Here is a 12,582-nt window from a genome sequence, read left to right as displayed (position 1 = left end):
CTTATCGCTTTGAGTTTCTTTTAACATTTCTGTTTAACTTTTTATACTTAGGTAATAGCTGAAAAATTAGGTAAATGCACTAATTTTGCAGCAGTTTTACGCAAACGAAATGCTTCATGGAAAACGCCATTGCGAAAGTTTTATTTTCTACTAGATTAACCGCCATTTTATTCATAGTTTTTGCAGTTGCCATGGGACTTGGCACTTTTGTTGAAAGCTGGTATAGTACCGAAACAGCTAGAGTTTGGATCTATAATGCGTGGTGGTTTGAAGCGATTATGATCTTTTTTGTGATCAATTTTTTAGGTAATATCTTTCGATATCAACTGCATAAAAAAGAGAAATGGTCCATTTTAACCTTGCACCTTTCTTTTATTCTCATTCTGGTTGGTGCATTTGTAACACGCTACATTAGTTATGAAGGTGTAATGCCAATTCGTGAAGGAGAGGCTACCGACTATATGTTAACCGAAAAGACGTATGCTACTTTTTTTGTCGATGGCGAAATTGACGGAAAACCGATGCGTAAAACTCTTCAGGAAGATATTTTAATTACTCCCGAGACTAACAATTACTTTCAGTACAACAACGATTTCAATGGTTTACCATTTACTATAAAAATGATCGACTTTCTTGATGGGGTTGAAGAAACCCTTGTGGAGGATGAAAGTGGGGATGCTTATTTAAAGATAGTGGAGTCTAGTGGGGGAACAAGACATGATCATTTTTTAAAAGATGGCGAGATTACCAGTGTTCACAATATCTTATTCGCTTTGAACAACCCAACCGATGGAGCTATTAACATAAACACTAGAGAAGAAACTTATACCATCGATTCTCCTTTTGAAGGTGAATTTCTTAGAATGCGCGATCAGCTAAAAGGTAGCTTATACAAGGATAGTATCCAACCTTTACAATTGCGTTCGCTCTACACTGCTGCTGGTATGCAATTTGTAATTCCAAATGAATTAATAAAAGGAAAGTACGATGTTGTCGACGTGAAGGACAATGAGAATAAACCAGATGCTATCGTTGTTGAAATTGCCTCAGGAAACGAACAGCAGACGATGAAAATAATGGGAGGAAAGGGATTTAGCATCGATCCCAAACTTATTTCAGTAAATGGACTTGATTTTTATGCTACCTATGGTTCTATCAGAAAAGCATTGCCTTTTAGCATTAAACTAAACGATTTTATAGCTGAGAAATACCCAGGTACTGAGCAAAGTTATTCATCATTCATGAGTAAAGTGACGGTGCAAGATACTGAGCCCTTTGATTATGATATTTATATGAATCATGTATTAGATCATCGTGGATATCGATTTTTTCAAGCGCAATTCGATCCAGATGAAAAAGGAACAATCTTGTCAGTCAGTCATGATTTCTGGGGAACATGGATTACTTATGTAGGCTACTTCTTATTATACATTGGTCTTTTATGGATCTTGTTTGATCGTAAGGCTAGGGTAGCCGATTTAAACAAAATGCTTTCAAAAATTAAGGCCAAAAAAGCAGCCTTAAGTATAATAGCAATTTTGGGATTCACCTTTAGTAGTGTTGCACAACAACATAACGCTGACGATGGTCACGATCATTCGCAAGAACAAGAAGTACGTGTTGAAAATGGGAATGTGGTAAGGGTAGAGAAATCAGCTGTGGCGGCAGAAGGTCATCAGCATAGTGCACCTAAAATGAGCCTTAGCCGTGCGCAAATAGACTCTATAATCCTTGCTCAGGCTGTTAGTAAAGAGCATGCGCAAAATTTTGGAAAATTAGTGATCCAAGACTTAGGCGGCCGCATGAAACCAGCGAATACCTATTCTTCAGAGCTACTCAGAAAAATTAGTAAGGAAGATTCGTATAATGGCCTTGATGCAAATCAGGTGTTGATTTCGATGTTTGAAAACCCCATTATTTGGAGGTTTGTCCCGATATTAAAAATAAAATGGGAAAATGACAGCATCCGATCGTTAATAGGAGTAAAAGAATTTGAAAATGCTACTTTTTCTGATTTTTTTGAAGATGATGGTAGCTATAAACTGGCCCCTTACTTGCAAAATGCGTATCGAGCCGCGGTACCCAATGCATTTCAAAAAGGCTTTATAGAGGCAGATCGTAAGATTAGTTTATTGTATTCAGCTTTGAACGGGGAAGTGCTGAAGTTTTTCCCAACTCCCAACAGTGAAAATAACAAATGGGTATCTTATCCTGAGCTAAAAGAATACAATTTTAGGAATCAAGACTCGCTATATGTTTACAATGTACTTCCGCTGTATGTGAGTGCCTTACAAAATGCTAAAAAGACAGGAGGCTACAAACAAGCTGATGAGATTCTGCAAAGTATTAAAGGTTTTCAAAAAACAAGGGGTGCAGCTGTCATGCCATCAGATGAAAAGATAGAAGCGGAATTTTTATATAACAAGTACAACATTTTTCAAAAACTATATCGCTATTATGCATTGTTCGGAATTTTAATGTTCGTGTTCCTAATTGTATATATTTTGAAAGAATCGAAAGGAGTGAAGATTACCTATAATGTATTTAAGGTAGGAATAATATTGTTGTTTGTTACGCACACAGCGGGTCTAATAGCACGATGGTATATATCGGGTCACGCTCCTTGGAGTGACGCCTATGAATCCATTTTATACGTAGCTTGGGCTACTATGGGTATTGGATTAATGTTTATGCGAAAATCTGATCTCACCGTTGCTGCTTCTGCATTTGTTACCGCTTTATTGTTGTGGGTCGCGCATCAAAGTTGGACAGATCCTGCAATTGCCAATTTACAACCTGTATTAGATAGTTATTGGTTAATGATTCATGTAGCGGTTATTGTGGCTAGCTACGGTCCGTTTACGGTTGGAATGATTCTAGGGGTGGTTTCGTTGTTACTTATGTTGATGACTAATGAGAAGAATAAAAAGAAGATCGATCTTAATATTAAAGAGTTGACAATTATTAATGAACTGGCCCTCACGGTTGGTTTGGTTATGCTCACCATAGGGAACTTTTTGGGCGGACAATGGGCCAATGAAAGTTGGGGTCGCTATTGGGGTTGGGACCCTAAAGAAACATGGGCACTAATTAGTATTATGGTGTATGCCTTTGTTATTCATATGCGACTTGTTCCTGGATTAAGGGGACGATGGTTATTTAATTTGATGGCAATTGTTGCCTTTGGTAGTATTATGATGACCTATTTTGGAGTGAATTTTTATTTAACAGGTTTACATAGCTACGCTAGTGGGGACAAAATTGTCACCCCATCCTTCGTGTATTATGCTATTGCGGGAATCGCTATTTTAGGAACCATATCGTATTTCCCTTACAAGAAATATTTTAAGAAATAAGTGCCTCTTTCTAATATGTCCAAATAACATCTTGAACTTTTTGCATATCTGCATCAAGATGGATAAAACGATCAGAAATTCCGATTCTATTGAATCCAACTGCTATAGCTGAGGTAATAATTATTGAACGAGTTTTGCTGTCATGACATCTTAGATCTACAGCGACGCCTTTGGTGTGACTTGATCCGTTCACTCCGCCAACTCTTCTATTATGAGCTCTTGTGCGGTATCCCGAGGTGATAATAAAAGGAATGTTGGCCTTTTCTCTGGCAGCGATAAGCATATCTAAAAAGTGTTGTTTCATTTTTGCCCCGCTTCCTGGTTTGTCTGGTGAGTCGAACTCTTCTTGCTTAAAAAATTTCATGATTAAAAGTTTGATTATTTGTTAAATAGTATATATTTGTAACGTTATGGAGCTGTAAGTATTGAATTTTAGATCTTCTTTTTTGCGCACACTTTGCGAAGTGAATGCGTATATTTTTCATTCAATACTTAATTATAATGCGTTCGAGCTCATATATTTTCAAATCAATTTTCAACAATTTAAAGGAAGCCTTAAAAGGCTCTCAACAAGATTTTACTACCGGTAGTATTCGCAAAGCGGTGTTTATGTTATCAATTCCTATGATCTTAGAGATGATGATGGAATCGATATTCGCTTTGGTCGATGCATACTTTGTGTCCAGTTTGGGACCAAATGCGATAGCTACTGTTGGTTTAACGGAATCAGTTTTAACCTTAGTCTATGCTGTGGCCATTGGTCTTAGTATGGGGGTGACGGCAATCGTCGCTCGACGAATCGGTGAAAAAGACCCCGAGGGTGCCTCACAAACAGCAGTTCAAGCGATTATCCTGGGTTGTATCGTAGCAATTATAATTAGTTGTATAGGAATATTGTTTCCTAAAGAAATATTAAGACTAATGGGAGGTGAACCAGACCTTATTGAAGAAGGTTTTGGCTACACGCAAATATTGCTGGGCGGAAATATCACAATTATGTTGCTTTTCTTAATAAATGCCATCTTCAGAGGAGCTGGAGATGCATCTGTAGCGATGAAAGTGTTGATAGTTTCTAATGGTCTTAATATTATACTAGATCCGATGTTCATTTTTGGATTCGGTCCCATTCCCGAATTTGGTGTTAAAGGTGCAGCCATAGCAACCACTATTGGTCGGGGGTGTGCGGTAATACTCCAACTAATTATTCTTTTTAACGGCTGGAGTAAAATAAAAGTTGGTTTTCATAATATGGTACTGAAAATGGGATTGATGATCAATCTGGTAAAGGTGTCCTTAGGAGGAATTGGTCAATTTATAATTGGTACCAGTAGTTGGGTATTTTTAATGCGAATCATGGCCGAATTTGGCAGTGAAGTGTTAGCTGGATATACCATTGCGATACGGGTACTGTTGTTCACATTAATGCCATCATGGGGTATGAGTAATGCTGCAGCCACTTTAGTAGGTCAAAATCTGGGTGCTCAAAAACCGGATAGGGCGGAGCGTTCCGTCTGGAAAACAGGGAAGTATAATGCTTGGTTTATGGTATTTGTGTCGATATTTTATTTGATACTGGCAGAATGGATCATTGGCTTTTTTAGCCAAGAACCGGATGTTGTCAAATACGGTGCGTTAAGTTTACGGGTTATCGCTGCTGGTTACATTTTTTACGCCTACGGCATGGTGGTTATCCAGTCATTTAATGGTGCGGGTGATACTAAAACCCCCACGATTATTAACTTTTTCTGTTTTTGGGTTTTTCAACTTCCCTTTGCTTATGCCGCTGCCATCTGGTTTGAATTGGGTGTTTTGGGAGTATTATTGGCTATTACCTTTGCCGAGGTACTGATAGCGGTGGTAGGCATTGTCTGGTTTCGAAAGGGCACCTGGAAAGGAGTTTCTGTTTAGATTACAAACAGATAATTGGACAGTATTGTATTGAAATTCTCATTCTGTATTTGATAACAGGGATCAAAAATTCCCCTCTTTTAAAAGAGGGGAATAAATTCCGCTTAAGGAAGAAAGGAGAAATTGGTATTTACCTGATTTACTTTGAGAAGCTGAGCATATGACTACTACACAATCTATCCAGTTATTGATCACAACCTGCGGTAAAACCTGTAGCATCAAAATTGGTGCTAATGGCACCACGATCTTCACCACTTCTTACTTGTATTATTAACTCACTTCGTCCACTGCCATCTCGCTTTGGACTGCAGTATTCAAACAAATAAAAACTATTAGCTTGATTGGCAACTTCGATTGATATTTCATTAAAACGGGCTTCTAATTCCTGACTATTATCAGCAATTACGCTTGCCGTTTTTCCAAGTTCCCCTAGTATCTCCACATCAATCTCATCTCCAAGGCCGATGGTGAAGAAAGATGCATTTGCATTCGCGCTGTTCACACTATTTAAGGCTTCATTTTTAGAATATCGTGCGGCCTGATCGGTTCCATCTGTAAACACCACTACTGAGGAAGCAGCAAAAATGTCCAGTTTCTCTTGCTCAGCAATTGCTGTGTTTGCCAAAGTTGTAGCTTTAATAATAGCCCCATATAAATCCGTAGATGGGTCATTACTAATAGTGGCATCAATACCATTTATAGCATTTTCTAGTTCGGTTTTACTACTGGTTAGATCATTCAATAAGTGCAACTCATCTTCACCATTAAACCAATAAATTCCCATTTGAAATGAATCGGTTGCTTCCTCGGGCATCACACTATTTATAAAGCTAATACTCGCCGTTTTTAATGCATCTAAGTTTGATTGCAATACGCTATTACTTAAATCGAGCACTAAGAAAGTATTGTTTTTAAAAATTTGGGTGTTTGGCGAAATTCGACCAAAGGATTCAGAACTTGAAATTTGATTAAAGCACTGATCATTACGACCACGTTCATAAATTGTAAAGTTGCTGGCACGTAACCCACTTACTGCTTTATCATCTATAGTATTCACCTTAAAGAAAACAGAAACTTTACCCGGTAGAGTGGTAAATTTATCTTGTATGCTTATTTTAAGATTGGCTTCCCCAAGATCAAGGCAGCTTGATGCAATAGGATCGATGCTTCCATCATCATCAAATGAGCCACAAGATGAAAGGAATAAGGCAATGCTGAGCATTGCTGCTACATAATTTTTCATAATACATTCGTTTTTTGATAGGTATATTGCTAACGAACGACTGATAAAGAAATTTTGTTTGGCTTGATTTTTGGTGTTGGTTTAACAGTTTTTAAACATTTGTAGCTAAGACAATAGTTATCTTTATATTCGGTTATTACAGTATGAGAAATAGATTTTTTTTCAATAGACTGATACTCCTTTTGGCAGTGCTTTTACCGTTTTCGGTAATTGGGCAAAAGGATTCGACTGCTGCAAAAAAGAAAAGCCTTTTTGAAAATAAAATAGTAACCAATAGAGGGTTTGAACTGCCAAAATCGGTTCAACCAGAAAATAGATTTTCATCCTTATCATTCGGTAACCTAGGATTGACCCAACCGAAACCATTGATTTTACCAAAACTAACTTCATTACCTCAGCAAGAGCAAAAGAATATTATGATGCCCGAAAAGTTCGCGGATAATGGGGCACGATTCAACAAAACTCTTAATAAAACCTATGGAGAGAAAGAGCGCCAAGGTAATAAAACTGACACGTATTTAGGAGATGTTAGAACAGGGGGGAAAGTGGTGAAAATTGTATGCAGGGATCATGAGTATGTTGACGGCGATAGGGTTCGTGTGTACTGGAATGACGAAATAGTTGAATACAACATCTTACTAGGTAGTAATTTTAGAACCATTGATATCGAGTTAAGCGATGGCTTTAACAAAATTGATTTTGAGGCATTAAATCAGGGTACATCAGGTCCCAATACCGCTGAGTTTCGTGTTTTTGATGAAAATGGCGTACTTCTTGCTAGCAGTCAATGGAATTTAGCTACTGGAGTAAAAGGGACACTGATTGTGGTAAAAGAATAATTCCCTCTCTTCTGAACCTGTTTAATGGGTATTCTTTAAAAGTTTTAAAGACTTTCGATTAATTTTTTCTACTTTTTTGTGACAAAAGTACACTTCGCTATACTCACTATTCAAATAATACTATTTCATGCACAAAGAGCAGCTTTTTGTAAAGCGCATTAAAGAACATGAAGGCATCTTATATAAGATTACTTCGGTTTATGCTGATAATAAATATGACCAACAAGATTTATATCAGGAGATTGTTTTCAATCTATGGAAAGCTTTTGATAGTTTTCGTGGGGATTCGAAGTGGAGCACCTGGATGTATCGAATAGCATTAAATACCTCGATAACACATAAAAAAAAGGAAAAACGAAATGGATTTAAAGTCGATCTGGAAAATGTGGTGCTCAGAGAATCAGATGAATATGATACTACTTTTGAAGAGCAGCTAAAAGAACTATATCTTCAAATAAAACAGCTAAACGCTTTGGATAAAGGTCTGATTTTATTGCTTTTAGAAGGAAAGAAGTACGATGAAATAGCAGTAATTACAGGATTGAGTCCTTCCAATGTCGGAACTAGAATATCCAGAATTAAACAAAAATTAAAACAACAAGTAAGGCATTAAAAGCAGTATTATGAATATAGAAGAGATGCAATCAACTTGGGCTACACTTAGCCGTCAATTAGAAAAGCAACAGAAATTAACAGATACTTTAATCATGCAAATGGCACAAGAGCGATACGAAAAAAAGATAAGCGTAATTTCGTTTTATGAATCTATCGGGGCTATAATCTGTTTTTTAGCAGCTGTATTTATTTTCATTAATTTTAATAAACTTGACGACGCCATACATATGATTCTTGGAGTATTTACCTTACTGGTTTTAACTGTACTTCCTGTTGCGGTATTCTGGTCGATCAAGAAGTTGAAGCAAATAAATATTACCAATAGGTCATATACGAACACTATTCTTGAGTTTAATAAAAGAAGAAGGCAGTTTCTTTTAATTCAGAAGGTTGGTGTTGCATTTGCGTTCCCTATATTTTTTGGAAGCATGCCCGTATTTTCAAAAGTAATGGGAAATAAAAGTATTTTGGAAAATGGAGGTTCACTTAGCCTTTATCTTTTTATTGCTTTTTGGGTGCTGGTAATGATATTCTTTATTAGATGGGGTTCAAATAAGTATAAGAATATTACTTCTTCGGCAAGATCGATCATTGAGGAATTGGAAGAGTAATTTTTGATGTCAGGAAATTGATCCGACAGGATTAGCTTTTTTGGGATGTTTGCTAACATATGAACGAAGTATCCTTTGCACATCTTCATTATCCTTTTGTTTTGAAATGAAGGTTTCGAGCTGAAATTGGTCGGTGATCGTTTCAAAAATATCAACAAAGCCATACCCTAAATAGGTGCCATCACTCACCAGAACAAATGCTTTTTCTTGTTCATTGCGACCCTTTTCCCATATAACATAACTCAGGTTTTCGGCTTTTATATGCGAAATAGCGTCGGACACACGTCTATTATAGTTAGCCACATTTTCTTTTCCCTCGCAAATTCCTGAACAATTATTTAATAGAAAATGGGTGCCACAACCAGTATTTTCTTGAAGTTGACAGTATCTTGGGCATAGTTGAAATTGATAACATATTTCCTGCAACTGAGAACGACACTGTGTGATAGAGCTATAGGCTACAATTGGATTGGGGGTTTTATTTATCTTGTTGTAAGCCAGATGTTGTACCCCATTTCTATTCTCATACATAAAAAGCCCATAGCGCATTGTATTTTTTTTCTGAGAGGCGTTATACTTAGGAAAATGTTTTTTAATCGCGGCTGATTCCATCAATAGTGCAACAAGCTCACTTCCGGAAAGTTCAAAATCAATATCTGCTATTTCAGCGCACATGCGCACTTCTTTATCTGCTCTGTCATAAAAATGTTGAAGTACTCTGTTCTTTAACTTTTTCGCCTTCCCTACATATATTATTTTCCCTGAAGTGTTTCTGAAATAGTAAATACCAGGATTATTCGGAATCTTGTTCAACGTTGCTTTAGGAAGTAGCGGTGGTAAGGTAGCCTCCCTTGAATTTCCTTTTACTGACGAAGCAAAAACTTGATCGGCATCGGGTTGATTTAATAGTTTTTCAAAAAGTAATACGGTAGCGTGCGCATCGCCACGAGCGCGATGTCTGTCTGACAAAGGAATTTCTAAGGCCGTGCATAACTTTCCTAAACTGTATGATCGATATCCAGGAATGAGTTTTCGGGAAAGTCGAACAGTACATAGTTTTTTGCGTTGAAAATCGATATTCAAACCGGCTAATTCGTATTTAATGACATTAAAATCGAAATGAACACTATGAGCTACAAAAATGCAATCTCTCGAAAAGGCAACAACCTTATTAGCAATTTCAGAAAAAGTGGGTGCGTTCGCCACCATCGTGTTATCAATACCCGTTAATCCGGTAATGAACATAGGTATGTCGCATTGCGGGTTCACTAAAGTAGTATACTCGTCGACAATGGTATTACCATCATGTTTGAACATAGCAATCTCGGTAATTTTGTTCCCTTTTAGGGTGTTGCCAGTAGTTTCTATGTCGACGATGCAGTACATTAGTTGGTGAAAATTAAAATCTGAAAGACTACATGTTATTTAAAAAGATCCATTCCAGGGATATTCGGCATTCCTTCCTTAGCTACTGCAGCAATTTCAGTTTCGTTTACTTCACTGGCTCTTTTAATCGCTTTGTTGAGGGTTAACACTAAATAGTCTTCTAGCTGTTCTTTATCTTCCAAAAGCGTATCATCTATGGTAATCGATTTAATTTCTCGATTAGCCGTAATGGTTACCTCAAGTAAATTATCACTTGATTTTTCATCAATTAATACAGTATCCAGACGTTTTTTTGTTTCTTCTACTTTTTGCTGGGTTTCTTTTAGTTTGCCCATCATTCCCATTAGATCTCCGAACATATTATTGCTTTTAAATTATTTTGATGATGCAAAATTATTAATTTGAAGTGGGATGTCTTATCAATTCAACTTTAAAACAACTGTTAATTTCAAATTAAATACCACTATTTTTGCTGCCGACTAACAATGACCTTACTTTAAAAAAGTACTAATTTGATGAAAGCACCACTGGCGAAAAAAAATCCCACTCAATTAGAAAAGCATGGCGATATACGACAGGATGATTATTTCTGGTTGAATGACCGTGAGAATCCGGATGTAACCAATTACCTGAATCAGGAAAATGAGTATTACGATTGTATGACCGCCCATACTAAGGATTTTCAGAAGTCATTGTTTGAAGAAATGAAAGCACGAATTAAGGAGGATGATGAATCGGTACCTTACAAATATAACGGCTATTGGTATATAACACGTTTTGAAGTAGGTAAGGACTATCCCATTTTCACAAGAAAAAAGGAAACTTTGGAAGCTGAAGAAGAGATTCTTTTTGATTGTAACAAAATGGCCAAAGGTCACTCATATTTTAAGTTAGGGGGATTAAATATAAGTCCGGATAATAATTTGGTTGCTTTCGGTGTCGATACGGTTTCCAGAAGAAAGTACACCATTCAGATTAAAAACTTAAAAACTGGTGAGATTTATCCTGAAAAAATCGAAACTACCACTGGGGGAAGTACTTGGGCGAATGATAATAAAACGTTGTTTTATACCCGGAAAGATGAGAAAACCCTAAGAGCGGATCGTATTTTTAAGCACAAGCTTGGTGAGGATGCTGTTAAAGATGTAGTGGTTTATAGAGAGGCAGACGATACTTTTGGAACATTTGTTTATAAAACAAAATCAAAAAAATATCTGGTAATTGGATCATACAGTACCTTAACTTCTGAATACCGGATTCTGAACGCTGATAATCCTGACAACAATTTTGAGGTATTTCAATCACGAGAACGGGGGTTGGAGTATAACATAAGTCATTTTGAGAACCACTTTTATATTGTAACCAACAAGGATGAAGCTACTAATTTTAAATTAATGAAAGCGTCTGAGGCTAAAACTTCAAAGGAAAATTGGGTAGAAGTCATTCCACATAGAAAAGATGTGCTGCTAGAAGATATTGAAATTTTCAAGGAATACCTGGTAGTAAGTGAGCGCTCAAATGGTCTAAATAGAATTCGCATTAAACGTTGGGATGGGGACGATGATTATTATTTGCCTTTTGATAATGAGACCTATTTTGCCTATACATCGACTAATGTCGATTTTGATACCGAAGTATTGCGTTATGGCTATACCTCATTAACGACACCTTCTTCTATTGTTGATTTTAATATGAATACCAGGGAAAAAACGGTAATGAAAGAGCAGCAGGTGCTGGGTGGAGATTTTGATAAAGCTCATTATACTTCAAAACGACTTTGGGCAACAGCTGCAGACGGTACTAAAATTCCGATTTCACTGGTTTACAAAAAGGGAGTGCTGTTGGATGGATCCAGTCCGTTGTTACTATATGCCTATGGTTCTTACGGTTCCACAATCGATCCGTATTTTTCTTCTACGCGTTTAAGTCTTTTAGATCGTGGTTTTATATATGCAATTGCGCATGTACGCGGGGGACAGTACTTAGGAAGACCGTGGTATGAAAATGGAAAGCTATTAAATAAAAAGAATACCTTTTCTGATTTTATAGATTGTTCAAAATACCTGATTCAAGAGAAATATACATCACCAGAACATTTATATGCGATGGGTGGTTCCGCGGGCGGGCTTTTAATGGGGGCTGTTGTTAATATGGCTCCCGAGTTATACAACGGAGTGATCGCTGCCGTACCCTTTGTTGATGTGGTAAGTACGATGTTAGATGACAGTATTCCTCTTACCACTGGTGAGTATGATGAATGGGGGAATCCGAACGATAAAGAGTTTTATAAATATATAAAATCGTATTCCCCATATGATAACGTAAAAGCTCAGAAGTATCCCAATATGTTAGTAACAACAGGCTTGCATGACTCACAGGTGCAATATTGGGAGCCTGCAAAATGGGTTGCAAAGTTACGAACGTTAAAAACTGACAGTAATAAATTGTTGCTTCACATCAATATGGAAGCTGGTCATGGAGGAGCCTCAGGCCGGTTTGAAGCACTCAAGGAAACCGCAGAAGATTATTCTTTTTTATTAGACCTAGAAGGGCTTGTTAAGTAGTAATTTCGTTATAAATCAGTCTAATTGTCAAAAATTAAATATAAATTTGCATCGTTTTTG

At 36.9% G+C, this 12,582-nt stretch carries 10 protein-coding genes; 6 read left to right on the top strand and 4 right to left on the bottom strand.

Annotated elements, in window-relative coordinates; translation table 11 throughout:
- Nucleotides 1-116: 116 nt before the first annotated feature.
- Entirely contained in the window at nt 117-3,356 is a 3,240-nt protein-coding gene (ccsA, locus tag ABN763_RS04000; RefSeq protein ID WP_410484129.1) for a cytochrome c biogenesis protein CcsA, read from the top strand.
- 10 nt (nt 3,357-3,366) lie between these two features.
- Here ccsA and ABN763_RS03995 read toward each other — a convergent pair whose 3' ends face one another.
- Entirely contained in the window at nt 3,367-3,720 is a 354-nt protein-coding gene (locus ABN763_RS03995; RefSeq protein WP_410484128.1) for a D-Ala-D-Ala carboxypeptidase family metallohydrolase, read from the bottom strand.
- 137 nt (nt 3,721-3,857) lie between these two features.
- On the opposite strand from ABN763_RS03995, the gene ABN763_RS03990 reads away from it, so the two are divergent.
- A complete protein-coding gene (locus tag ABN763_RS03990) occupies nt 3,858-5,264 on the top strand; it encodes an MATE family efflux transporter (protein WP_410484127.1) in 1,407 nt (468 codons plus the stop codon).
- 184 nt (nt 5,265-5,448) lie between these two features.
- Here the strand turns inward: ABN763_RS03990 and ABN763_RS03985 are convergent, their stop codons facing one another.
- Complete coding sequence (locus tag ABN763_RS03985; RefSeq protein ID WP_410484126.1) at nt 5,449-6,507, bottom strand: vWA domain-containing protein; 1,059 nt, start codon at nt 6,505-6,507, stop codon at nt 5,449-5,451.
- Nucleotides 6,508-6,650: 143 nt separating this feature from the next.
- Here ABN763_RS03985 and ABN763_RS03980 point away from each other — a divergent pair, with 143 nt between their 5' ends.
- The 3 genes from ABN763_RS03980 (at nt 6,651) to ABN763_RS03970 (ending at nt 8,572) form a co-directional block, all read left to right on the top strand.
- Nucleotides 6,651-7,346, top strand: a complete 696-nt coding sequence (locus tag ABN763_RS03980; protein ID WP_410484125.1) for a hypothetical protein — start codon at nt 6,651-6,653, stop codon at nt 7,344-7,346.
- A gap of 127 nt (nt 7,347-7,473) precedes the next feature.
- Nucleotides 7,474-7,959 (top strand): RNA polymerase sigma factor, encoded by a 486-nt coding sequence (locus ABN763_RS03975; protein ID WP_410484124.1) that lies wholly within the window; start codon nt 7,474-7,476, stop codon nt 7,957-7,959.
- 10 nt (nt 7,960-7,969) lie between these two features.
- Nucleotides 7,970-8,572, top strand: coding sequence for a hypothetical protein (locus ABN763_RS03970; protein WP_410484123.1), 603 nt, complete (start codon nt 7,970-7,972; stop codon nt 8,570-8,572).
- Nucleotides 8,573-8,581: 9 nt separating this feature from the next.
- Here ABN763_RS03970 and ABN763_RS03965 read toward each other — a convergent pair whose 3' ends face one another.
- Both ABN763_RS03965 and ABN763_RS03960 read right to left on the bottom strand, forming a co-directional pair.
- The gene (locus ABN763_RS03965) at nt 8,582-9,958 is read right to left on the bottom strand and encodes an exonuclease domain-containing protein (protein ID WP_410484122.1); all 1,377 of its coding nucleotides are present in this window, start codon (nt 9,956-9,958) and stop codon (nt 8,582-8,584) included.
- A 35-nt stretch (nt 9,959-9,993) separates the two neighbouring features.
- A complete protein-coding gene (locus ABN763_RS03960) occupies nt 9,994-10,317 on the bottom strand; it encodes a YbaB/EbfC family nucleoid-associated protein (RefSeq protein ID WP_410484121.1) in 324 nt (107 codons plus the stop codon).
- Between the two features lie 156 nt (nt 10,318-10,473).
- On the opposite strand from ABN763_RS03960, the gene ABN763_RS03955 reads away from it, so the two are divergent.
- On the top strand, nt 10,474-12,522 hold the full coding sequence (locus ABN763_RS03955; protein WP_410484120.1) for a S9 family peptidase: 2,049 nt from the start codon (nt 10,474-10,476) through the stop codon (nt 12,520-12,522).
- The last annotated feature ends 60 nt before the right edge of the window (nt 12,523-12,582 follow it).

It is taken from the genome of Spongiivirga sp. MCCC 1A20706 (assembly GCF_046524175.1).
Taxonomy (GTDB): Bacteria; Bacteroidota; Bacteroidia; order Flavobacteriales; family Flavobacteriaceae; genus Spongiivirga.
The sequence above is the reverse complement of the archived record's forward strand: the minus strand, read 5'-3'. Positions and strand labels throughout refer to the sequence as shown.

Excerpts from the sequence above, each read along its gene's own strand:
- ccsA (WP_410484129.1), top strand. The coding sequence starts at position 117 with ATGGAAAACGCCATTGCGAAAGTTTTATTTTCTACTAGATTAACCGCC.
- ABN763_RS03995 (WP_410484128.1), bottom strand. The coding sequence starts at position 3,720 with ATGAAATTTTTTAAGCAAGAAGAGTTCGACTCACCAGACAAACCAGGA.
- ABN763_RS03990 (WP_410484127.1), top strand. The coding sequence starts at position 3,858 with ATGCGTTCGAGCTCATATATTTTCAAATCAATTTTCAACAATTTAAAG.
- ABN763_RS03985 (WP_410484126.1), bottom strand. The coding sequence starts at position 6,507 with ATGAAAAATTATGTAGCAGCAATGCTCAGCATTGCCTTATTCCTTTCA.
- ABN763_RS03980 (WP_410484125.1), top strand. The coding sequence starts at position 6,651 with ATGAGAAATAGATTTTTTTTCAATAGACTGATACTCCTTTTGGCAGTG.
- ABN763_RS03975 (WP_410484124.1), top strand. The coding sequence starts at position 7,474 with ATGCACAAAGAGCAGCTTTTTGTAAAGCGCATTAAAGAACATGAAGGC.
- ABN763_RS03970 (WP_410484123.1), top strand. The coding sequence starts at position 7,970 with ATGAATATAGAAGAGATGCAATCAACTTGGGCTACACTTAGCCGTCAA.
- ABN763_RS03965 (WP_410484122.1), bottom strand. The coding sequence starts at position 9,958 with ATGTACTGCATCGTCGACATAGAAACTACTGGCAACACCCTAAAAGGG.
- ABN763_RS03960 (WP_410484121.1), bottom strand. The coding sequence starts at position 10,317 with ATGTTCGGAGATCTAATGGGAATGATGGGCAAACTAAAAGAAACCCAG.
- ABN763_RS03955 (WP_410484120.1), top strand. The coding sequence starts at position 10,474 with ATGAAAGCACCACTGGCGAAAAAAAATCCCACTCAATTAGAAAAGCAT.